Annotated in this window: 22 protein-coding genes; 18 read left to right on the plus strand and 4 right to left on the minus strand. The window is 58.8% G+C overall.

From position 1 onward, the window contains the following. Positions 1-757 precede the first annotated feature (757 nt). Positions 758-3901 carry a ribonuclease E gene (rne, locus tag J9892_RS15685; RefSeq protein ID WP_053288451.1) on the minus strand — a complete coding sequence of 1048 codons (3144 nt, stop codon included), beginning with the start codon at positions 3899-3901 and terminating at the stop codon, positions 758-760. 414 nt (positions 3902-4315) lie between these two features. Here rne and rluC point away from each other — a divergent pair, with 414 nt between their 5' ends. Continuing rightward, positions 4316-5260, plus strand: coding sequence for a 23S rRNA pseudouridine(955/2504/2580) synthase RluC (gene rluC / locus J9892_RS15690; RefSeq protein WP_201896700.1), 945 nt, complete (start codon positions 4316-4318; stop codon positions 5258-5260). A 52-nt stretch (positions 5261-5312) separates the two neighbouring features. Here the strand turns inward: rluC and J9892_RS15695 are convergent, their stop codons facing one another. Beyond that, the gene (locus J9892_RS15695; protein WP_041215169.1) at positions 5313-5894 is read right to left on the minus strand and encodes a nucleoside triphosphate pyrophosphatase; all 582 of its coding nucleotides are present in this window, start codon (positions 5892-5894) and stop codon (positions 5313-5315) included. A 111-nt stretch (positions 5895-6005) separates the two neighbouring features. Between J9892_RS15695 and J9892_RS24695 the strand changes: the two genes are divergently transcribed. From J9892_RS24695 to J9892_RS15775, 17 genes are all read left to right on the plus strand, one after another. After that, positions 6006-6260 carry a hypothetical protein gene (locus J9892_RS24695; protein ID WP_234716530.1) on the plus strand — a complete coding sequence of 85 codons (255 nt, stop codon included), beginning with the start codon at positions 6006-6008 and terminating at the stop codon, positions 6258-6260. Between the two features lie 6 nt (positions 6261-6266). Beyond that, positions 6267-6707, plus strand: a complete 441-nt coding sequence (locus tag J9892_RS15700) for a hypothetical protein (protein ID WP_234716529.1) — start codon at positions 6267-6269, stop codon at positions 6705-6707. Between the two features lie 196 nt (positions 6708-6903). Beyond that, positions 6904-7425 carry a 23S rRNA accumulation protein YceD gene (gene yceD / locus J9892_RS15705; protein WP_029314532.1) on the plus strand — a complete coding sequence of 174 codons (522 nt, stop codon included), beginning with the start codon at positions 6904-6906 and terminating at the stop codon, positions 7423-7425. 20 nt (positions 7426-7445) lie between these two features. Then, positions 7446-7613: a 50S ribosomal protein L32 gene (gene rpmF, locus J9892_RS15710; RefSeq protein ID WP_005300935.1), complete on the plus strand. Its 168-nt coding sequence runs from the start codon at positions 7446-7448 to the stop codon at positions 7611-7613. Positions 7614-7622: 9 nt separating this feature from the next. Continuing rightward, positions 7623-8642: a phosphate acyltransferase PlsX gene (gene plsX, locus J9892_RS15715; RefSeq protein ID WP_010674739.1), complete on the plus strand. Its 1020-nt coding sequence runs from the start codon at positions 7623-7625 to the stop codon at positions 8640-8642. 6 nt (positions 8643-8648) lie between these two features. Beyond that, a complete protein-coding gene (locus J9892_RS15720; protein WP_010674740.1) occupies positions 8649-9608 on the plus strand; it encodes a beta-ketoacyl-ACP synthase III in 960 nt (319 codons plus the stop codon). Between the two features lie 66 nt (positions 9609-9674). Next, complete coding sequence (fabD, locus tag J9892_RS15725; protein WP_042017641.1) at positions 9675-10610, plus strand: ACP S-malonyltransferase; 936 nt, start codon at positions 9675-9677, stop codon at positions 10608-10610. A 13-nt stretch (positions 10611-10623) separates the two neighbouring features. Next, the gene (gene fabG / locus J9892_RS15730) at positions 10624-11358 is read left to right on the plus strand and encodes a 3-oxoacyl-ACP reductase FabG (RefSeq protein WP_010674742.1); all 735 of its coding nucleotides are present in this window, start codon (positions 10624-10626) and stop codon (positions 11356-11358) included. 157 nt (positions 11359-11515) lie between these two features. Next, entirely contained in the window at positions 11516-11752 is a 237-nt protein-coding gene (gene acpP, locus J9892_RS15735) for an acyl carrier protein (RefSeq protein ID WP_005300909.1), read from the plus strand. Between the two features lie 81 nt (positions 11753-11833). Then, positions 11834-13075, plus strand: coding sequence for a beta-ketoacyl-ACP synthase II (fabF, locus tag J9892_RS15740; RefSeq protein WP_210538577.1), 1242 nt, complete (start codon positions 11834-11836; stop codon positions 13073-13075). A gap of 66 nt (positions 13076-13141) precedes the next feature. Beyond that, positions 13142-13948 carry an aminodeoxychorismate lyase gene (gene pabC / locus J9892_RS15745; RefSeq protein ID WP_045524866.1) on the plus strand — a complete coding sequence of 269 codons (807 nt, stop codon included), beginning with the start codon at positions 13142-13144 and terminating at the stop codon, positions 13946-13948. Further along, positions 13938-14939 carry an endolytic transglycosylase MltG gene (gene mltG, locus J9892_RS15750; RefSeq protein ID WP_109112825.1) on the plus strand — a complete coding sequence of 334 codons (1002 nt, stop codon included), beginning with the start codon at positions 13938-13940 and terminating at the stop codon, positions 14937-14939. The genes pabC and mltG overlap by 11 nt, the downstream gene beginning before the upstream one ends. After that, on the plus strand, positions 14939-15580 hold the full coding sequence (gene tmk / locus J9892_RS15755; protein WP_042017643.1) for a dTMP kinase: 642 nt from the start codon (positions 14939-14941) through the stop codon (positions 15578-15580). The genes mltG and tmk overlap by 1 nt, the downstream gene beginning before the upstream one ends. Then, on the plus strand, positions 15565-16512 hold the full coding sequence (gene holB, locus J9892_RS15760) for a DNA polymerase III subunit delta' (protein ID WP_043152706.1): 948 nt from the start codon (positions 15565-15567) through the stop codon (positions 16510-16512). The genes tmk and holB overlap by 16 nt, the downstream gene beginning before the upstream one ends. Positions 16513-16524: 12 nt before the next feature. After that, entirely contained in the window at positions 16525-17304 is a 780-nt protein-coding gene (locus J9892_RS15765) for a YchF/TatD family DNA exonuclease (protein WP_042863871.1), read from the plus strand. A gap of 299 nt (positions 17305-17603) precedes the next feature. Then, a complete protein-coding gene (locus J9892_RS15770) occupies positions 17604-18632 on the plus strand; it encodes a tyrosine-type recombinase/integrase (RefSeq protein WP_039041163.1) in 1029 nt (342 codons plus the stop codon). 163 nt (positions 18633-18795) lie between these two features. Then, on the plus strand, positions 18796-19080 hold the full coding sequence (locus tag J9892_RS15775; RefSeq protein ID WP_052815320.1) for a RepB family protein: 285 nt from the start codon (positions 18796-18798) through the stop codon (positions 19078-19080). A 238-nt stretch (positions 19081-19318) separates the two neighbouring features. Here the strand turns inward: J9892_RS15775 and rsmF are convergent, their stop codons facing one another. Further along, positions 19319-20749 carry a 16S rRNA (cytosine(1407)-C(5))-methyltransferase RsmF gene (gene rsmF / locus J9892_RS15780; protein ID WP_210538580.1) on the minus strand — a complete coding sequence of 477 codons (1431 nt, stop codon included), beginning with the start codon at positions 20747-20749 and terminating at the stop codon, positions 19319-19321. 129 nt (positions 20750-20878) lie between these two features. Beyond that, the gene (locus tag J9892_RS15785; RefSeq protein ID WP_210538578.1) at positions 20879-23431 is read right to left on the minus strand and encodes an MlaD family protein; all 2553 of its coding nucleotides are present in this window, start codon (positions 23429-23431) and stop codon (positions 20879-20881) included. Positions 23432-23434: the final 3 nt, after the last annotated feature.

Consider the following 23434-nt stretch of genomic DNA (forward strand, 5'->3'; position numbering starts at 1 on the left):
GGTATAACCTGGCCAGAAGGAGGCAATATCAATATGATGCACGGCGACAGCAGGGTGATGGTGGTGGTGTGTTTGGAGACAGCCAGTTTACCAGCACCCTGTCTGTCAACTTCCACTTCCCCAAGATCCCGCGAAGAACCTTTTTTGTTGCCTGGTGAATGTCACGTCATACGGCAATAGTTCAATGAGTAATAGCTGTATGCCATCAGACAAGAAGTTGAATGACATTATCTATCACCTCTTTGGCTTCTCTACATCCCTGAGCCACTCGTTGTGCACAGTGAGGGGACCTGTCTGTGTGATGCCTTGTTACAAGCCGATGCTTGCACGTAAAGCAGAAGGGAGGGTGTGCAACGTGCCTATGTTCCTCACCAGAAATGATGAGAGTGAAGAGCGCCACAGGTTGCCCTATGTCTGGCATTCCCGTTCAACCTGGGTTGTCTCAGCCACCACTGAACACACCGACTGTGCTACCAAAGGGGAACGCTGCCAGACGGTTTGCCAATGGCTTCATATGCTGTCAATGCACGGACCCTGTCGACAAAGCAGAGCATGTCGTGATGCTTTGACAGAGATGAATTCTCTGTCTGGTGTGTTATTCACGTCTTGTTTGGACTGTGTGTGGTCGCTGAACATCGGGAAAGCGGCGGATATCGAAGAATGGGCAGGGGGGAGAGCAAGGCGATGTCAGCCCAAAAAAAGAGATAAAAAAAGAGCCACACGATGTGTGGCTCTTTATTCAGACTAACGAGTCTGCTCAGGGGCGACCGGCCGGGCTGGTTGCCACGTTGCTGGCAGCGGTGCTGCCACCGTGGCGACCGGAGGTCACGACTTCGCTGCGTACCAGGGGAGCGTACTCCACGGGTTCACGGGGTGTCGGGGCAGGAGCCGCAGCCGGCGTTGCCATGGGGGCATAAGCCTTGCGGGCACGGGCCAATACACCGGCACCCTTGCTGACCTTCACTTCGGGGCTGGTTGCTGGCTCGGTTTGCACCACTGCAGCCGGCATCTCGACGACCTTCGCCTCGGCGGTGGCCGTCTCCTCAGCGATCACGACAGGTGCCGCTTCAGCAACCGGTGCAACCTCTTCTGGGATGGCCTCCATTTGCTGGGTCTGCTCGACAGCGTCGATCAAGGCTACAGGTTCGTCATGAGAGGCGGTGTCGACGATAGGTTCGACCATCTCGGGTTCGACAACTGCCACTTCGGCGGCGGGTTCAGCGTCTGCTTGCGCAGCCTGTTCAACTTCGTCAGTGGAGGGCGCGTCCACTGCCTGGGCTGCCAGTGCTTGCTCTGCCGCTTCCTCAGCAACGGCTTCAGCCACCACGTGCTCGGTCAGAGCGGCGGAGGCCTGCAGGGCTGCTGCAACCGCTTCTGCGCTCGGAATGGTGATGACAGGCACAACCGGTTCTTCCACCTTCACCTGAGCCGCATCGGCCTGGGCCGCGGTAGTCAGCTGCACTTCACCTTGTGCTTCGTCTTCACGCTGGCCACGAGCCTCTTCGTTGATGCGCTTGCGACGTTGCCCTTCGATGCGCTGATTGCGCGGGGTACGGCGGGAACGACGCTGACCTTCGCCTTGCTCTTCTTGCTGCTCAGCGGCGGCTTGCACGTCGGCGACATCGATGATTTGCTCGTCAGTCGGCAGGGCAGGGGTGTCGGTCGCGGCGACATCGACACGGATCTGCTTGCGCAGTTGGCGACGTTCGCGGCGCTCGGCCACTTTTTGCTCTTTTTCCTGACGCGGTTCAGCGCTGGCGACCGCAGTATCAACGGTATCAACCGCCTCGACGATCACCTCGGCACGGGGTTCGCGGGGGGCGCGAGGTTCACGAGCCGGACGCGGGGCACGAGGTTCGCGCTCCTGGCGGGGTTCGCGAGGCTCACGCTCCATGCGCTGCTCGGTGCGCACTTCGCCACGGGGTTCCCGTTCCTGGCGCGGTTCCCGCTCTTGACGAGGCTCACGCTCTTTGCGCGGGCGACGATTGCGATCACTGCTCTCGCGGCTGGCTGCGCCTTCACGCTTCTCGCCGGCCTCGGCATTGCGACTGCCGCGGTTGTCGTCGCGACGACCACGTTGACCACGGCTGCGGGATTCATCGCGCTGGTGACGGTGCCCGTCATCCTTGCGAGCTTCGCGCTGGGCGGCCGGTTTGTCGGCAGGCGCCTTCACCTCGGCCGGAGCCGCATCGGAGGAGGCACCGAACAGGCCGGAGAAGGCCTTGGCCAGCTTGCCAAAGAAGCCGACTTGTTCTGCAACCGGAGCGGGAGTCGCAACAGGAGCCGGGGCGGCGGGCGCAACCGGCTGAGGAGCCGGGGCAAACCCTTGCAGCAGCGGTTGTTCACGCTCGACTACCTGAGCTTGGCGCGGCTGGTAGACCGGCTTGGCAATCTCGGTTTTGAGCTCGTAGCTGGCCGCTTCTGGGATCTCGTTCTGACGGATGCGGGTCACTTCGTAGTGCGGGGTTTCCAGATGCTGGTTCGGAATGATGTAGACACGCACATCATTGCGCTGTTCCAGATTGGCGATGGAGGTACGCTTCTCGTTGAGCAGATAGGCGGCCACATCGACCGGCACCTGGGCATGCACCTGCTCGGTGTTGTCCTTCATGGCCTCTTCTTCGATGAGACGCAGGATGGACAGGGCGAGGGATTCGTTGTCACGGATGACCCCCTGACCCTGGCAACGGGGGCAGATATGGCTGCTGGACTCGTTGAGGGAGGGACGCAGACGCTGGCGAGACATCTCCAGCAGACCGAAACGGGAGATACGGCCCAGCTGGATACGGGCACGATCCTGATGCACCGCTTCACGCAGACGGTTTTCCACTTCGCGCTGATGGCGAAGCGGGGTCATGTCGATGAAGTCGATGACAATCAGGCCACCTAGGTCACGCAGGCGCAGCTGGCGAGCGATCTCATCGGCCGCTTCCAGGTTGGTCTGCAGGGCGGTCTCTTCGATATCGCAGCCCTTGGTGGCGCGGGAGGAGTTGATATCGATGGAGGTCAGTGCTTCGGTCGGATCGATGACGATGCTGCCGCCGGAGGGCAGGCGCACTTCGCGCTGGAAGGCTGACTCGATCTGGCTCTCGATCTGGAAGTGGTTGAACAGGGCGACATCACCCTTGTAGAGCTTCACGCGATTGAGGAAATCGGGACGGACCAGCTCGATATGTGACTTGGCGCGCTCGAAGATGACCGGGTTGTCGATCAGGATCTCGCCCACATCGCGACGCAGATAGTCACGGATGGCGCGCACGATGACGTTGCTCTCCTGGTGAATGAGCACCGGAGCGGAACGTTGTTGTGACGCCTTATGGATGGAGTCCCAGTGATTGAGCAGAACGTTCAGATCCCACTCCAGCTCTTCCGGGGACTTGCCCACACCGGCGGTGCGCACGATGAGGCCCATGCCGTCCGGTACGGTCAGTCCGCTCAGGGCTTCCTTCAGCTCGGTCCGCTCGTCACCCTCGATGCGACGGGAGATGCCGCCGGCACGGGGGTTGTTCGGCATCAGCACCAGGTAGCTGCCAGCCAGACTGATGAAGGTGGTGAGGGCTGCACCCTTGGTACCACGCTCTTCCTTGTCGATCTGGACAATCACTTCCTGGCCTTCGCGGACCACTTCTTTGATGTTGGGACGACCCTGATAGGAGTAACCGGAGGGGAAGTAATTGCGGGCGATTTCCTTTAACGGCAGGAAACCGTGGCGTTCGGCGCCATAGTCAACAAAAGCAGCTTCGAGACTGGGTTCTACTCGGGTGATTTTGCCCTTGTAAATGTTCGCTTTTTTCTGCTCGTGTCCCGGACTTTCAATATCCAAATCGTAGAGCTGTTGTCCGTCAACCAGCGCTACGCGCAACTCCTCTTCCTGAGTCGCGTTGATTAGCATTCTTTTCATTGAGTTCTCATTATTTTGTCATTTTGATTCCTCCACTGGGTCCTGCCGGCGCCGGCCTCGGGTCTTCAGCATGCTGGGGCAACCTCCCGGTTGGGGTATGCATGAGGCGCAAACTAAGGGCACTCTGGTTCAGCCTTCTCGAGAGGGCGTGAATTAAGGATACCGATGTGGAGACAATTTACGTCGGCTCTGTTTGTGTTCTCCATGCGTTGTACCTCGCACCCGGGAACCGTCATGTTCTTGTATACACGGTGTTTCGGGATTGGGTGGCATACATTTTGGCCACTTAGTACAAGGCTTGAACACAATGACAAAACCTTGTTTATTATCCCATTTAAACCACTTTTATAGCAAGACGCCATTTTTTAACAAAGCATGCAGCCAAGGGCTGTCGGCGGTGTTAAAATCCGCGCCATGACACAGATACATCAACAAGTGCAGCTGCTCACCATCGAAGCTGAGCATGACGGGCAGCGCATCGACAATTTTCTCAAGACTCAGTTAAAGGGCGTCCCCAAGAGCCTGATTTATCGCATCCTTCGAAAAGGGGAGGTGCGGGTCAACAAGAAGCGCATCAAACCGGAATACAAGCTTTGTGCCGGTGACGAGGTGCGGGTGCCCCCCGTGCGTGTGGCCGAGAAGAATGAGTTGCCTTCTGCCAACCTCGGCAGCATCCAGCGTCTGGAGAGCCAGATCCTGTTTGAAGACGACGCCATGATAGTGCTAAACAAGCCGTCCGGCATGGCAGTGCACGGCGGCAGCGGCCTCAGTTTTGGCGTCATCGAAGGGCTGCGTGCTCTGCGCCCCGAAGCCCGTTTCCTCGAACTGGTGCACCGGCTGGATCGCGACACCTCCGGCGTGCTGCTGGTTGCCAAGAAGCGCAGTGCCCTGCGCAGCCTGCACGAGCAGTTGCGGGTCAAGACCATGCGCAAGCAGTATCTGGCGCTGGTGCGCGGCCAGTGGCAACCCCACGTCAAGGTGGTCAATGCGCCACTTCGCAAAAATGATCTGCAATCCGGCGAGCGGGTGGTGCGGGTCAGCAGCGATGGCAAACCTTCCGAGACCCGGTTCCGGATTACCCGTCAGTTTGCCGAGGCCACACTGGTCGAGTGCAGTCCCATCACTGGCCGTACTCACCAGATCCGTGTCCACACCCAGCACGCCGGCCATCCCATCGCCTGCGATGACAAATATGGTGAGGCCGGGTTTGATGAAAAGATGCGAGGGCAGGGGCTAAAGCGTTTGTTCCTGCACGCCTGGAAGCTCACCTTTACTCATCCGGTGGACGACCGGGAGATGCAGGTGGAAGCGCCATTGTCACCGGAGCTTGAGGCGTTCCTCGCCAAGCTGCCACGCTGACAACCATGAAAAACGGGAGCCTTGGCTCCCGTTTTTCATGGCAGAGTTCTTGTTATGGGAGAGCCAGGCCGTGGCGACCCAGGAGATCAACCAAGCCTATCAGGGGAAGACCGACAAGGGCGTTGGGATCACGCCCCTCCAGCGCCTTGAACAAGACGATGCCCATTCCCTCGCACTTGAAGCTGCCGGCACAATCCAGAGGACGTTCGGCCTCCACATAGCGACGGATGGCGGCTTCATCGAGCGAACGAAAATGCACGGTGAAAGGCTCGACGAGCTGCTCGGCATGGCCATTTGCAGCATTGATCACGCACAGCCCGGTGTAAAAGATGACGCGCTTGCCTTGTGCCCGCAGCAACTGCTCGACCGCCTTCTCCACCGTGCCGGGTTTGCCGAGGATCTGCCCGTCACAGACGCACACCTGATCTGAACCGATGATCAATCCTTGATCACGGTCAGCGGCAACGGCATTCGCCTTGGCAAACGCCAATCTGCTGACCAGAGCTTCTGCGGTCTCCCCGTGTCGCGCCGTCTCATCGACTTGAGGCGCAGCACAGTGAAATGGCTGACCGAGTTTTTCCAGCAAGGTCTTGCGGTAGGACGAGGTGGACGCGAGGATCAAGGAAGGCTGCATGTTTTGATGATATCCATTTATAAATCAATTGGTTGATTCTATCTGTGCAGATGGGGCCACGCAAACAGGAGATGTCTACAGCGGGACTCGCCTAATTAGCGGGAAGCATGCATGCTGAGGAAACCACAGCACAAACACAAGAGATCGGAATTGAGCGTGATGACACGATATGCGGCCTTGGTCATGGCACTGATCTCCTTCGCCAGCTGGGCAGGGACATGGCAACTTCGCCAGGGGGATGAGGGGGTGATGCTTTGGACCCAGCCACATCCTCCGACCTCTTTTCAGGCCTTACGTCTGGAGATGCGCGTGAATGCCGATCCTGGCGCGCTGATCACGGTACTGCGCAACACGGTGCGCCATTAAGAGTGGTTGCCCCAGAGCCGTGAAGTCAGGGTGCTGGCCAGATCTGGTCCCGACGATGATCTGGTCTATACCCGCCTGGCGTCTCCCTGGCCGGTGCAAGACAGGGAGCTCATCACCCGCTCCCATTTGAGTCGACGCATCGATTGCGGCCTGACTCTCGAGGTGTGGGCAGAGCCGAATGCCCTGCCATTGCATGCAGGGCTGTTCCGGATCCAGGAAAGCGCTGGACGGTGGGAGGCGCTACCCCAACGGGATGGCAGTACACTCGTTCGGCTCGAAACCTATACCAACCCGGGCAACATCTTGCCGGGCTGGCTGGTCAATCCCATTGCCATCAAGGCTGCCGTGGGCAGTTTCAAAGCCATACGCAGACTGATGGAAGCCGAGCCCAGAGTGGCTGCGACACCAGGCCTGCTGGGGAGAGACCCGCGCTGTTCTGCCACCTGATGAGACACCAAGGAGCACATCCGGTGGACAGACAGGAGAGGGGAACAGGATCCTGTGCCAGATCCTGCACGATATGGCATAATCGGCCACCGATGAGCACAAGTTCCTCTTGCAGGGGCCTGTGAAGGTAAAATCATCGGCGGTAAGGACTTTTTCCTTTGACTATCCCTTGTTGGACCTATAATATTCGCGCCCTATGCAAAAGGTGAAGTTGCCCGTTAAGGTTGATCCAGTCCGTAATGCCTTGAAGCTACTCGATTATGTCGGGATAGTGGAAAAGTCGCAGATGCCCAGGCTGGAGGAATCAACCGAAGGCTTGCGAAGTGATGTGGATGTCACACTGCACTTTGGCAAAGATGTCCAGAAGTTGACCGTTATGAAAGGCACTGCCCATGCCAAGGTCGACCTGGTTTGCCAGCGTTGTGGTGAGACGTTTGAACACCTTTGTGAAGCTAGTTTTATTTACACTCCGCTGTTCGAAAGAACAAACGAGGAAGAACTGCCGGAAGCTTATGAGCCCATTGAGTTGGACGAAAACGGCGAGATAGATCTTCATCAAATCCTGGAGGATGAACTCATCCTCTCGTTGCCTCAGGTAGCCATGCATCCGGTGGATGTGTGTCCCAGAGGAAACATGGAGATGACCTGGGGTGAAATCGAACCTGCTGATGAGCGGCCGAATCCCTTTGCAGTTCTTGAAGCGCTCAAACGTAAGTGAATTTTAGGAGTTAGCCTACCATGGCCGTACAACAGAACCGTAAAACCCGCGCCAAGCGTGGCATGCGTCGTTCCCACGATGCGCTGACCACCGCTGCCCTGACTGTTGATCAGACCAGTGGCGAAATTCATCGTCGTCACCACGTGACTGCCGATGGTTTCTACCGCGGTAAAAAGGTAATCGCTTAAGGATTGCCTTTGTCTACGCAAACTGTCGCGCTAGACATAATGGGGGGAGATATCGGCCCCTCGGAAACAGTGCCTGCCGCCGTGCAGGCACTGTCTCTTCTACCCCAGCTAAAACTTGTTCTGGTCGGTGATCAACACCAGACCGCCTCTCTTCTGCAGCAACATGGCTTGCTCAACCACCCTCGCGTTCGTCTCGTGCATGCCTCCCAGGTCGTGGGCATGGGCGAAAAGCCTATCGTGGCGCTGCGTACCCTGAAAGACTCCTCCATGCGCGTGACCCTGGATCTGGTCAAGAGCGGCGCTGCCGATGCCTGTGTCAGTGCAGGCAACACCGGTGCCTTGATGGCCATGGCCAAGTGCGTGCTCAAATCCTTGCCCGGTGTTGACCGGCCAGCCCTCATCAAGGCGCTGCCCACATTGAGTGGAAAGCGGACCGTGATGCTGGATCTGGGTGCGAACGTGAGCTGCGATGCCGACACCCTGCTGCAATTTGCCGTGATGGGCGCCGTAGTCGCAGAGAAGGTGGAGGGGATACCTTCACCCAGAGTGGCACTGCTCAACGTAGGGGAGGAGGAGATCAAGGGCAACGACCTGGTGCGTCACAGCGCCGAGTTGCTGCGCCAATGCTCTGCCCTGAATTTTGTCGGTTTCATTGAGGGGGACAGGATCTTCAGCGGCGAGTGCGACGTGATCGTCTGCGACGGTTTCGTGGGCAACGTGGCGCTCAAGACCGCGGAGGGGGTGGTGCGGATGATGGCCGAACTGGCCGGATATCCGCGCAAAAAACGCAGTTTTCTTGGTCGACTCGCCGGATTTATGTTCAAACGGCGTTTCTCTTACCTGAACCCCGACCAGTATAATGGCGCGAGTCTGTTAGGATTGCGCGGCATTGTGGTAAAAAGCCATGGGCGGGCCGAGCGCCGCGCTCTGTGTCATGCGATTCTGCTGGCCGCACAAGAAGCCAGACATCAACTTCCATTGCAAATTGCAGATCGCCTTGAATCTGTCTTTTCCGACAGGGATTTATAAAACTCTATGCATAGCAAAATTCTGGGTACTGGCAGTTATCTGCCGAGTTCGGTTCGTACCAACGCCGATCTTGAACAGATGGTTGAAACCAGTGACGAATGGATCGTGGAACGCACCGGGATCCGTGAACGCCGTATCGCCGGAGCCGACGAAACCGTCGCGACCCTTTCTCATCAGGCGGCCTTGCGTGCGCTTGATGCGGCAGGTCTGACTGCCGCCGATCTGGACATGATAGTGCTGGCCACCACCAGCGCAGAGAATGCCTTCCCAGCTGCTGCCTGTGAACTGCAGGGGCTGCTTGACGTACCGGGGATCCCGGCGTTTGACGTAGCCGCCGCCTGTGCCGGCTTTACATATGCTCTCGCCATCGCCGATCAGTTCGTCAAATCCGGCGCTGCTCGCCACGTGCTGGTTGTCGGTGCGGACGTGCTGTCACGCATGTGCGATCCCGAGGATCGCGGCACCATCATCCTGTTCGGGGATGGGGCAGGGGCCGTGGTCATCGGTGCCAGCGACACTCCTGGGATCCTCTCCACCCATCTGCATGCCGATGGCCGTTATGGCGAGCTGCTCAAACTGCCGCAGCCCCGTCGCGGCATGCCGGGTGCTGAGCTCGAAGCCTACATGTACATGAAGGGCAACGATGTCTTCAAGGTGGCGGTGACACGCCTTAGCGAGATCGTGACCGAAACCCTGGCTGCGGCCAACGTCGAGCCGAGCGAGCTGGACTGGCTGGTGCCCCATCAAGCCAACTTCCGCATCATCAATGCCACCGCCAAGAAACTCGGCATGGGGCTCGACAAGGTGATCCTGACCCTGGATCGTCATGGCAATACCTCCGCGGCCTCCGTGCCCATCGCCTTCGATGAAGGGGTGCGCGATGGTCGCATCAAACCCGGCCAGCTGGTCCTGCTGGAAGCCTTCGGCGGCGGTTTTGCCTGGGGCTCTGCGCTGGTTCGCCTCTGATACCGAGCGGTGCCCGGTCCTCGGGCGCCCGCTTACCGAATTCGTCTTACCTTAAAGGAATCAATGATGACCCGATTTGCCATTGCCTTCCCGGGACAAGGCTCCCAGAGCGTCGGCATGCTGGCCGAGCTGGCCGAGCAACACGCAGTGATTAAAGAGACCTTCGCCGAGGCGAGCCAGGTGCTGGGCTATGACCTGTTTGCCCTGGTGATGGCAGGCCCGGCCGAGGATCTCAACAAGACCTGGCGTACCCAGCCAGCGCTGTTGACCGCCTCCGTCGCGCTGTGGCGCCTGTGGCAACAACAAGGCGGGGCAACCCCTGCCGTGATGGCCGGCCACAGCCTGGGGGAATACTCCGCCCTGGTGTGCAGCGGCGCGCTGGCGTTTGCCGATGCCGTCAAGCTGGTCGAGCTGCGTGGTTTGGCCATGCAGGAAGCCGTACCGGAAGGCACTGGCGCCATGGCTGCCATCATCGGTCTGGACAACGAGAGCATCGCTGCCAACTGTGAGAAAGCGGCCCAGGGGCAGGTGGTTTCTCCGGTCAACTTCAACTCTCCGGGTCAGGTGGTCATCGCCGGCCACAAAGAGGCGGTCGAGCGTGCCAACGTGCTGATGAAAGAGTCAGGTGCCAAGCGTGCCCTGCCGCTGCCGGTCTCCGTGCCCTCCCACTGCGCCCTGATGAAACCGGCCGCAGAAAAGCTGGCCGCCGCCCTGGATGGGATCGAGATCAAGGTTCCTGCCATCGCCGTCATCAATAATGTTGACGTCTCTTGTGAGCAGGATCCTGCCGCCATCAAGCAAGCCTTGGTGCGTCAGCTGTTCAGCCCGGTTCGCTGGACTGAAACGGTAGAGCGCATGGCAAACGACGGTGTTACCCTCGAGATCGAGATGGGCCCGGGCAAGGTATTGACCGGCCTGGCCAAGCGTATCGATGCGCGAGTGGAAGGTATTCACGCCAACGACGCCGCCTCGTTCGAGCAGGCACTGGCCCAGATCAAGTAAACAGGAGCAAGTCATGAGTTTTACCGATAAGGTTGTGTTGGTCACTGGCGCCAGCCGTGGCATTGGTCGTGCGATTGCGGAGATGTTTGCTGCTCGTGGCGCCAAAGTCGTGGGGACCGCGACCAGCGAGAGCGGTGCCGAGGCGATCAGTGCTTACCTGGGTGAACAAGGCTGCGGCATGGCACTGAACGTGACCAGTCAGGAATCTATCGAAACCGTCTTCGCCGCCATCAAGGCGCGTTTTGGCGACATCGACATCCTGATCAACAACGCCGGCATTACCCGCGACAACCTGCTGATGCGGATGAAGGATGACGAGTGGAACGAGATCATCGACACCAATCTCACCTCCCTGTACCGTCTGAGTAAGCCGGTATTGCGTGCCATGATGAAGAAGCGTAACGGTCGCATCATCAGCATCGGTTCCGTGGTCGGCACCATGGGCAACGCCGGTCAGGTCAACTATGCTGCTGCCAAGGCTGGTCTGGTTGGCTTTACCAAGTCGCTGGCCCGTGAAGTGGCATCTCGTGGCATCACGGTGAATGCGGTTGCTCCCGGTTTCATCGAGACCGACATGACCAAGGCGCTCAATGAAGAGCAGCGCGCCGGCATCATGAATCAGGTGCCTGCTGCCCGTTTGGGCGATCCGAAAGAAATTGCTGCCGCTGTGGTATTCTTGGCATCGGATGATGCCGCCTATATTACCGGCGAAACCCTGCATGTTAATGGCGGGATGTACATGGTGTAATCAATTTGTCGTGAGTTCTGTTCAAATTTGCGATAATACGCCGAAGTTTGGCGAATTTCGTGGTTTGACCAGCGGCAAGTCACTTGCAAACTCACGTCAATTGAATACACTACCCCAACCAGACGCAATAGCGTATTTTTAAAGGAAAATTCAGGTCATGAGCAACATCGAAGAACGCGTAAAGAAAATCATCATCGAACAACTGGGTGTTAAAGAAGAAGACGTGAAGAACGCTGCCTCCTTCGTCGACGACCTGGGCGCTGACTCTTTGGATACCGTTGAACTGGTAATGGCGCTGGAAGAAGAATTCGATACCGAAATTCCTGATGAAGAAGCCGAGAAGATCACCACTGTTCAAGCGGCTATCGACTACATCACCGCTAATCAGGAATAAGTTCCTGTTCTGAAAGAAGCGGCCCAAGGGCCGCTTCTTTTATGTTTACCCCTTTCAAAACACCTCTCGGAGACTACCTCAGTGTCAAAACGCAGAGTCGTGGTGACCGGCTTGGGGATGCTTTCCCCGGTAGGCAACACTGCCGAATCCAGCTGGCAAGCCCTGCTCAACGGGCAGAGCGGCATTTCCCTCATCGACCACTTTGATGCAAGCGAGTTCGCAACCCGTTTCGCAGGCCTGGTCAAGGATTTCGACCCCGAAGAGTTCGGCATCAACCGCAAAGAAGCCCGCAAGATGGATCTCTTCATCCAGTATGGCGTGGCGGCGGGTGTTCAGGCCCTGGAAGATTCCGGCCTGATCATCAACGAAGAGAACGCGGAGCGGGTAGGCGTTGCCATCGGCTCCGGTATCGGCGGTCTGGGTCTGATTGAGCAGAACCACAGCAGCCTCATCAATGGCGGCCCTCGCAAGCTGAGCCCTTTCTTCGTTCCGTCCACCATCATCAATATGGTGTCCGGTCATCTTTCCATCATGAAAGGCATGCAGGGCCCGAACATCGCCGTGACTACCGCCTGTACCACGGGTACCCATGCCATCGGCATGGCTGGCCGGATGATCGCCTATGGCGATGCGGACGTGATGGTTGCCGGTGGTGCCGAGAAAGCCTCCACCCCCATGGGCATGGGCGGCTTTGCCGCTGCCAAGGCGCTCTCCACACGTAATGACGAACCGCAGAAGGCGAGCCGCCCCTGGGACAAGGATCGCGACGGTTTCGTGCTGGGCGACGGTGCCGGCGTGTTGGTGCTGGAAGAGTATGAACATGCCAAGGCACGCGGCGCCAAGATCTATGCCGAGCTGGTCGGCTTTGGCATGAGCGGGGATGCCTATCACATGACGGCCCCTCCCTCGGACGGCGATGGTGGCGCACGCGCCATGAAGAACGCCATCAAGGATGCTGGCATCGCACCCGAGCAGATCGGTTACATCAATGCCCACGGTACCTCCACCCCCCTTGGAGATGTGGCCGAGCTGCGCGGCATGAAGAAGGTGTTTGGTGACCATGCCAGCGCCCTGATGGTCAGCTCCACCAAGTCCATGACAGGCCACCTGTTGGGGGCGGCTGGCGCCATCGAGGCGATCATCACCGTGCTCTCTCTGCGTGACCAGATGGTGCCTCCCACCATCAACCTGGACAACCCGGATGATGAGTGCGACCTGGATCTGGTGCCGCATGTTGCCAAGGCCGGCAGCTTCGATTATGCCCTCTCCAATTCCTTCGGTTTTGGCGGCACCAATGGCTCCCTGATCTTCAAACGCGTATAATTCGCTCTGGGCGAATGATAAGGCCCGATACGGCAGTATCGGGCCTTTTTTATCGGAGGGATCCCCTTGCTGATTAATGGAATACCCACAGAAACACTGTCAGCCAGGGATCGTGGGCTGGCATACGGTGATGGTCATTTCACCACCATGCTGGTGAGGGAAGGGAAGGTGCTCTGGTGGCAGGACCATCTGGCCCGGCTGCAACATGCCAACGCCCGGCTTGGCTTTGGCGAGCACTCCTGGGACCTGCTTGCCGACGAGGCGGCGCAGCTGGCTTCTGGGCAGACACAGGCTGTCGTCAAGATAATGCTGACCCGGGGCGCCGGTGGGCGGGGATATGACGGCGCAGGCTGTGACACGCCCACTCGCATCGTCTCTTTGGCACCTTATCCTGAGCATTATCATGATTGGCAGCAAACCGGCATCAATGCCCTGGTATGCCAGCAGCAGCTTGGGGACAGTCCCATGCTCGCCGGTCTCAAGACGCTGGGGCGCCTCGAACAAGTGATGCTGAAGCGCGAACTTGCTGCGCGTGGCGGGGTCGAAGGTATAGTCTTGAACAGCCGGGGATTTCTGGTAGAAGGGGTCAGCGCCAATCTGTTTTGGCGTCGCGGCAGGACGGTGTTCACACCGGATCTCACCCGCGCCGGGATCGATGGCATCATGCGCAAGCGCGTGATGACGATGCTTAAACAGATGGGCATTGAACTGCGTGTCGTAGAGGCTCCATTGGAGTCACTCTGGCAGGCGGAAGAGGTCTGGCTGACCAATACCCTGATGGGTATAGTCCCGGTCACCCGCATCGGGGATATGCACTATCCCAGTCCGGTATTGATCCGCCGTTTACAGGAGCGCTTGGTCATTGAAGTTTAATCGGCTTTACACCCTGCTCGCAGGGGCGGCACTCTCTGTCGCCGTTGTCGGAGGGTACGTGTATCACAAGTGGCAACAGGTGGAGACGCTCACCAACAAGGGGCCAACACGCCTCTTTACCGTCGAAAAAGGCGCCCATGCGGCGCGCCTGATTGCCGAACTGGGGGAGGGGGAAACCAGCCCCTGGGCGGTGCGTCTCTGGTTGCGCGGTCATCCCGAACTGGTGGCCATCAAGTCCGGCACCTATGAAATCAAGGAAGGGGCGCCGCTCAAGGAGACTCTCTCTCTCTTTGCTTCCGGCAAGGAGTTTCACTTCAGCCTGACCTTTGTCGAAGGGTCCCGATTTGAGGATTGGCTGAAGCAACTTTCCAGCGCCCCCTATCTGGAGCGCCTGACTCTGGAGCAGAGCGAAACCGAGCTGGCTCAGGAGCTCGGCATCGAAAATGGCAAGCTGGAGGGGTGGTTCCTGCCGGAAACCTACGCCTATACCACTCATGCCAGCGATCTTTCGATCCTGCGCCGCGCCTATCAGGACATGAAAACGTTCCTGGAGGCTTCCTGGGAGAAGCGTCAGGCCAATCTGCCTTACAAGACTCCCTATGAAGCGCTCATCATGGCCTCCATCATCGAAAAAGAGACGGGCCAACCGGATGAACGGGCCCAGATTGCTTCTGTGTTCGTCAACCGTCTACGCCTTGGCATGAAGTTGCAGACCGACCCTACCGTCATCTATGGGGTGAAGGAGAGGTACGATGGCAACATTCGCCGCAGCGATCTGACCGACGTGAACCCCTACAACACCTATGTGATCGACGGTCTGCCTCCGACGCCCATCGCCATGCCGGGCAAGGCCTCCATCGAGGCGGCGCTCAACCCCAAATCGACCGACTATCTCTACTTCGTTGCCAAGGGGGGCGGTGCCCACTACTTCTCCAAGACCCTCGATGAACACAATCGGGCGGTGCGTGAATACATATTGAAGAAACCCTAATGTCTAAATTTATCGTGATTGAAGGATTGGAAGGGGCAGGGAAGAGTTCTGCGGTGCGCTATGTGACCGACTATCTGCAAGCCCACGGAGTTGCGCGGATCGAGTGCACCCGGGAGCCGGGCGGCACGCCGCTGGCGGAACGCATGCGGGCCATCGTCAAGGAAGTGCACGACGAGCGCCTGACCGTCGAGGCCGAGCTGCTGTTGATGTACGCCTCCCGGGTACAACTGGTGGAGACCCGGATCAAGCCTGCCCTGGCAGACGGCATCTGGGTAGTGGGCGATCGCCACGATCTCTCCTCCCAGGCCTATCAGGGGGGTGGCCGCGGCATCGATGCGAACCTCATCGGCGCCATCAAACGGGCGGTCCTCGGGGATTTCAAGCCGGATCTGACGCTCTATCTGGACATCGATCCTGCCATCGGCCTGCAGCGGGCCCGCCATCGCGGCGAGCTGGACAGGATTGAGCTGGAGCAGATCGGCTTCTTTGAACGTACCCGCCAGCGTTACCTCGAGTTGGCGGCCGCCGATGATTCCATCCAGGTCATCGATGCCGGGTTGCCCCCGGCGCAAGTCAAAGCCGCCATCGAGGCAGCCCTTGAGCATTATCTGGCAAGCGAGGGGCTATGTATCCCTGGCTGATCCCGGATTGGCATGCCTTGAGCGAGACGTCCCGGGCCGGACGGCTCGGCCACGCCTGGTTGCTGCTAGGCGATCCCGGCCTTGGCAAGGAGCAGCTTGCAGAGCGACTGGCGCGACTGCACCTGTGTCAGCATCCACAACGAGGTGAGCCCTGCGGTCAGTGCCACTCCTGCCAGCTTTTTGAGAAAGGGCATCACCCGGATCTTGGCACCCTGGGGCCAGAGGGCAAGACCATAGGTGTCGAAGCCATCCGGGAGATTTGCAGCCGCCTCCAGAGCACGTCCCAGCTCGGTCGCGGCAAGGTGGTGATCATTCAGGAGGCGGAGCGCATGACGGAGTCTGCCGCCAATGCTTTGCTGAAGACGCTGGAAGAGCCGGCTGGCGACAGTCTGTTGCTGCTCATCGCATCCCGGGTATCTCGCCTGCTCCCCACCATCTTGAGCCGTTGTCACAAGCATGTCTGCCAGCTCCCCTCTGAGGGGGAGACCCTTGCCTGGCTCGCCGAGCAGGGCCATCAGGCGACCCAGGCCCAGGTGCGGATCTGCCAGGGTGCGCCGCTGCGGGTGCTGAGCTATATCGAAGCACAGCAAGATGATGCCAGACGGGCATTGCTCGACGGATTTGTCTCGCTGGCATCGGCCCCCACCCGTGCGGCGAATGTCTGCGCCCAGTTGGCCGAGGATAATCAGGTCCGGCTGCACTGGTTGCAGCTCTTCTTGTGCGATGCCCTCAAGCTTCAGGCTGGCTGCGGCCATCATCAACTGGCGATGCCGGATCTTGCATCACTCAGCCAGCAACTGGCTGAGAGACACTCCAGCGAACGGCTCCTGGAAGCTGAACAGCAGCTGGTTGTGCTGAAGGAGGCTTGTCAGCCAGGGCAGCTTTCCAATCCCACCATCCATTTGATGAACTGGCTCAATCGCTGGTTATAAACAAGGTTGTCTATGTTACTCGTTGATTCCCATTGCCATCTCGATCGCTTGAGTTATGGCTCCAAGCAGACCGACATGGCCGATGTACTGGCCAAGGCGGCGCAGCAGAGCGTGGGATATTTTCTCTGCGTGAGTGTGACCCAGGCCCAGTTCCCGACCATGATGGAGGCCATCGCTCCCTATCCCCAGGTGTTTGCCTCCTGCGGTGTCCACCCGCTCAATCAGGATCCCGGGGTGGATGCTGCCTTGCTGCTGACTCAGGCGGCCGATGAGAGAGTGGTGGCCATCGGCGAAACCGGGCTCGACTACTTCTATTCACCGGAAAACAAGGATGTACAGCAAGCCTCTTTCCGCGAACATATTCGTGTAGCCCGGGCACTGAACAAACCGCTCATCATCCACACCCGGGATGCCCAGGAAGACACGCTGCGGATCATGCGAGAGGAGGGGGCCGAACAGGTGGGCGGAGTGCTGCACTGCTTCACCGAGTCCCTCGAAATGGCCGAGGCCGCGATGGCCATGGGGTTCTATATTTCCATCTCGGGGATAGCCACCTTCAAGAACGCCTCAGCCCTGCAGGCCGTGGTCAAGGCGTTGCCACTGGAACGACTGCTGGTTGAAACCGACTCTCCCTATCTGGCACCGGTTCCCCACCGGGGGAGGGAGAATGAGCCGGCCTTTGTTCGCGACGTCGCCCAATTTATCGCGGATCTTCGCCAGATACCGCTCGCTGAATTGGCAGAGGCCACCAGCCATAATTTCTTCGAATTGTTCAAGTTGGCAAAGCGATAACAGAAAACGCCCCGCATAGCGGGGCGTTTTCTATGACAATCTGCACTATCACGATCCATCCCAAAACAATCATGCCAAGTTGTTATCTCTCACTTTGTGTGGTGGATGCTGACGAGTTCAAATTGCCAGCACCTGATAAAACGGAGCAGGGATGACAGAATGCTTGAGGAATAGATGAGGGGGCTGAAATGGGTTAAAAGCACTCTTCACAAGTATCGATAATATTCATTATCGATACTTGATAGATCTGGAAGATCCTGTAAGATCCACCGAAACTCCGCTTTAAATCATAGAGTTAAGTGAACTACCCACGCCTTCAAAACCCAGTTCAGCAATCCTTGCAGAGCGTCTTCGATCCTCAGCTGAACAGCCGGGCAAGACGCTTTCTGCGCAGCGCCAAAGCCGACTCCACCCTCAATGCCTATCAGGCAGATACCCGCATCTTTGTCTCCTGGTGCCAACTCCACGGGCTGGATCCCTTGCAGACAACACACCACGACATCATGAATTTTCTGGCGGATCAGGCCGATGGCATCCTGGCCAACTGGGTCTGGCTGGACAAGGAAGAAGGAAAGGGGGAACTTCGCAACGGGGAACCTCGCAAACCGGCCACCCTGGTAAGACGGCTTGCCGGCATTCGTTATGCCTTCAAGCAGAAGGGGATCCACCCCATGCCGACCGAGCATGCGGAGATCAAGGAGATGATGCGGGGCATAGTACGGCTCGGTGATAACCGCAAACGCAAAACGGGGGCGCTGACCCTGAAACCATTGGCCTGCGTGCTGGACGAGATAGACACCAGCAACCTGGCTGGGCTTCGGGATTACACCCTGTTGCTCCTGATGTTCAGTGGCGCCTTGCGTCGATCGGAAGCGGCCAGGATCGAGGTGAATGACGTGCAGTTTGTGGGGCAGGGGATACGCCTTTGTCTCAAACCAAGCAAACATCAGCTCCATGAATCGGAGATAGCACTCATTCCAGGAACCCGGTATTGCCCGGTCTCTGCACTGCAACAATGGCTGAAAAAAAGCCGGATTGCTGAGGGCCCCCTGTTTCGTCGAATGAATCGCTGGGGACAGCTGATGACAGACCCCCTGGGGCCACAAGGTATCAACTTGATGATCAAGCGGCGAACCGGCCAGGCCATCGACGATCTCCATGTCAGTGGCCACAGTTTGCGGCGGGGGTTCATCACCTCTGCGGTAACGGCGGGCAAACCGATGAACAAGATCATCGAGGTGACCCGACACAAGGACATGCGCACCTTGCAGGAATATTTCGACGATGCACACAAGTTCTCGGATCACGCCCTGGATGGGTTGTTATAGCAAACCGCGCCACTGACTTTTTTATGTTAAATGATATCCTGTTGATCTGGTGGTATATTCATGTCGTCCTCCACAGACATCATGACGGTGGGGGAGTCGTAATCCGATTTACTTTCGTAGAAGATGCCAACGAAAAATGAGAGATAACATTCACGATATAGACATGTCGGAAGGTCACGATAGCCAGGAATTGAAGAAAATCGCCGCGCAAGAGAACGCCGAACGGCAGCGCCAGCACGTGAAGCGCAAGCAGGAAACCCACAGCCGGTTGCAATGCTGGATAAGCAATCGTCATGCAGAGCGGTTGGCCATGCTGGGGCAACAACTGGAAGACAGTCAGGCCTCCATCATCGAGCAGGCAATCGATCTGCTCTATCAGCACGAACTGCAACAAACGACCAACGCGCAGCAGAGCGATGTCCCCGAGTCGGCAGACATGCTCGAATAGACGATGCTATCGTGCCGTGCCGGTGTGATTGAAAAAGAAGACAAAAAAAGCCAGGTACGAATTCCTTGTACCTGGCATAGGGGAATTGGCTCCTTGCAGAGCCGTGCGCTAACTGGTATGCGGATAGCCTTAAGCTTAGACAAGGCTCTAGGCATTTCAAGAACCGGATAAAAGTTCAACCAGAGTGGGGGTTTTTCAGACTCGAACAGGCGCTATTTTTGCTCGAGCGACCCCACTCTCACGCATTGAACAGGTTGTTGTCCCGTACCAGCTCCCGGGGCAGGGCATTCTTGATGCGACTCCCCACCCATTTCCCCATGCCGAGCGGGTGCCCCTGGTAACGAACGATCACTTCCCCAGTCCCGGCATCCTGCTCTGGCCAGACATCTCGTCCCATCATGAATTCACGGGCATTGGCGGCATCCAGCTCGACGCATCCCTTGCTCGCCTCATGGCCGTAAGCCAGAGCCCATTCATGGGTCAATCGATATCCCTTCTTGAAGGTTTCAGCCAGCTTGATGCCGATGCGATCGAAACGCAGCTTCCCCTGTACCTGCTCGAAGGCGTGAGGGAAGAGCCAGATCTCGTCATTGCGGCCAAACAGTTGGCCATGGGGCACGATGCCAAAATTCCCTTCAATCTCCCGCAACATGGGGCCGGCCTCTTTCTCTGGCAGCGGCGAGAAGGGGAACTTGCCGAGCTTGCCCGGTTTGAACATGGTGTTGGGCACGGAGTGATGCTTGCGCAACCGGGCGACGAAAAAGCCTTCACTGTCGAAGATCTGGGGCCACACATGCAGGTATCCCTCCGGCGTACAGGCTTTCTCCGCTCCCGGAAAGAGATCGGCCAACGAGTCAAAGCTGAAGGCATCGCCGAACTTCTTTTGCAACGACTGACAGACGGCCTGATTCTCTTGCAGGCTCAGGGTGCAGGTGGAGTAGACCAGCACGCCGCCGGGTTTGAGGGCGTGAAAAGCGCTCTCCAGCAGGCCACGCTGCACCGAGGCGATCTCCTCGATGCTCTCCAGGCTCCAGTTGCGCAGTGCGTCTTCATCTTTTCGCACCGTCCCCTCGCCGGAGCAGGGGGCGTCGAGCAGGATGGCGTCGAAGGTTTCCGGCAGCCATTGGCCAAAGACCTTGGCATCGAAATGGGTCATACCGACGTTGGTCACACCGCAGCGCTGGATATTGGCGCTCAGCACTTTCAGCCTGCTGCTGGAAAACTCGTTGGCGATCAGCATGCCGCGGTTCTCCATCAGCGCCGCGATCTGGGTAGTCTTGGAGCCAGGGGCGGCGGCCGCGTCCAGCAACATGCCATCCCCTCGGGTTTGCTCACTGGCAAAGAGCGCCGTCACCGGCAACATGGAGCTCGCTTCCTGGATGTAGAAGAGGCCGCACAGATGCTCGGCCGTGTTGCCAAGGGGAATGCTCTCATCGCTGCGGATGAGCCAGAAGCCGGCTTTACACCAGGGCACGGGATCCAGCTGCCAGCCAAGCGGCGCCATGCGGGCGACAAACTCGGATACCGGGATCTTGAGGGTGTTGACCCGGATGCTGCGCCGCAGCGGCTGCCGGCAACTCGCCACGAATGCCTCCATGGAGAGATGGGATGGCATGAACTCCGCAATGTGACGCAGGAAGTGATCGGGGAGGTAGGTGTTGTCGTGCACGGCGCAATCTCGCTGACCCAAAATGAGGGGCGACATCTTACCACAGTGCGCGGCCCTTCTTGATGGGGGAGTCCATGAGGCCATAAAAAAACCGGCACAAGGCCGGTTTTTGACGAACAGGGGAATAACTCAGGGCAAGATGCGGGGGCTCCACTCCAGCCACTCTTTCTCTGTCTTGGCATGAAGCGGATAACGATGGCCCGCCTTGACGGTCGCGCCCATTTCCCGCTCCGGCGTATTGAAGGCAATCCCGCCTGCCAGCAGGCTTTGCACCGTTTCGACCTCGATGGTGCCACCGGTCAGCCCGATATCGGCCTTGACCCCGGAGACATTCCAGAAGCGGCTATTGGCGCGTATCAGATGGGCGTACTGTCCATCCACATTCACATCGATCAGTACCTCACTGCCATCCCGGGCCAGGGTCACGCCGGTGACGCTGCCCACCACCATCTTGCGAAACAGCAGGGGGCTGCCCACGCTGATGCCATCGACGGAGGGGCTCTTGAGGGTCAGGGCAAGACCGGCGGGGCCACTCTGGCTCAAGGGGAAGGTCTCCTTGCCAGCCCCCCGGCCCGGTGTCGCCTCCACAAAGGCCCCCTTGATCAGGGTATCGAGGTGGGCAACCCCCCCCAGCCCGACCTTGGCCTGCACCAGGGCATAGCGTGCCCCGGATTGCAGGAAACGCGCGGCATATTGCTCATTCAGTTCGGCCTTGAAGCTTACCTGGCCCAGGGTCGGGTCCAGTTCCACCTGCTCTACTTTGCCGATGTCCACTCCGCGATAGCGGATGGGGCTGCCAACCCCGAGACCCGGGTTGTGATCCGCCGTGAGCGTGAGGGTACGCACCTGGGAGCTTGCCTGCTCCTTGCTGTCAAAGAGCTGATGACTGCTGCGACCTGTCCCCAGCTTGTCGAATTCGATGGCACCACGCAGCAGGGTGGCGAGGTTCCCCATCTTGACCTGCACGCCATCGAGCCGGATCTTGCCGTCGATGGCGGCCTTCTTCCAGAACTGGGGTTGCTGCTTGAGCAAAGGAGCATAGATGGCATCGATCTCCAGGGTGATGGCCACACCGCGATCATCGGCATCCAGCGCCTTGACCTTGCCCGCTTCCAGTCCCAGGTAGAGGACGGGGGAGCCCACACCGATACCATCAGCCTGAGCGGCACGCAGCGTCCAGCTGACCGCTTTGGCATGGCGGCTCCCAAGCAGGGCTAGCTCCTGGCTGGGGTAGAGTCGGCTAATCCTGTCACCCTTCGCAGCCTGTACCAGCTTGATGCCCCCCGCCAACCAGGCACTGGCCGGGCTGGTCTCCACCTTGATACCGCTGAGGTCCGCCTCCACCTGCAAGGGGGCGGCGCGATAGAAGCGAGCCCGTTGCAGCAGATGGCGATAACGCTCGTTCACCAGCAACTCGACACTGGCATTGCCGCCGGCATCCAGGGTCAGTGCCCCGAGCTGACCTATCTGTAACCCCTTGAACCAGAGCGGAGCCCCTTCGCTCAAACCGGCGAGATCCTCTGCCTGCAGGGTCAGCTTGATGCCGCCGCGCTGTGCCTGGCTCTCCAGGGTCATGGTGTTGACCCGTTTACCGGGTTCATAGTCCAGGCGAATGGCGGGCCCGGCCAGCAGGCGATCCGCGTGCTTGATCCCGGCAGGGGAGAGAGAGACCGTCTCCCACACCAGACGACTCTTGCCGGTCACCCGGAACGCCTGTTCGGGGTTGATGAGGGCCGTCACGCTCCGTCCCTGTTCGGTGAGGCGAATAGGGTCGACTCGTCCAATCTCGATGCCCTCATAGAGGATGGGCATCCCTTCCTTGATGGGCAGAGTCCCAGCCTGGATGGTGATGCGCTCACCCCGGGCGGCCTCGGCCAGCCCCTTGTAGAGGATGAAGTTGACCCCCTTTTGCGCCACGGGAGAATCCTTGGGGGAGTCAAACGCAATGCCACCGCTCAGGATGGAGGTGAGGCTGCCCGCCTCCACGCTGACGCCAGCCAGGCTGAAGGAGCCCTTGATGCCGCTGATGTTCCAGAAGCGAGTATCCGCCTTGACGAGGTGCTCGAAGCGCGGCTCGATCACCAGATCCAGGATCACGTTCTGGTTCTCTTCCCCAAGACGGGTGTTGATGACACTGCCCACCTCCAGCCCGCGGAAATAGATCTTGGCGCCGATGCCCACCGACCCCAGAGAATCGGCTGTCAGGTGCAGGGTGCGCCCTTGGGCCTGATAACCGGGGGGAGGGCCATCCAGGGCATCGAACTCATCCTCCAGCGGGTTGTTCTCCCGTCCGGGTTGCAGGTTGATGTAGTTGCCGGACACCAGGGTGTCCAGGCCGGAGATCTCGGTCAGTGACGCCTTGGGACTCACCAGCCAGAAGTCGGAGCCCTTGCGTATGAGGGAGCGGGCACGGCTGTCCACCTTGGCCAGCACCGCAATCTTGCGACCATCCTGTGCCAGTTCCAGCTCCTGGACCACGCCGATGGCGACCCCCTGATAGCGCAACTGGGTCTTGCCCGGCAAGATACCGTTGCCCTGGGCAAAGTTGATGCGAATGAGTTGACCACTGCTCGTCCACTGCTGGTAGAGAAAGCCTCCCGCCAGCAAGAGGGCGATGAAGGGCAGCAACCAGACCGGGGATAACCAGCGGTGCTTCTCAATGACGGGCTCAGCCCCGACCATACC

The organism is Aeromonas sp. Prich7-2 (genome assembly GCF_017939255.1).
Classification (GTDB): Bacteria; Pseudomonadota; Gammaproteobacteria; order Enterobacterales; family Aeromonadaceae; genus Aeromonas; species Aeromonas caviae.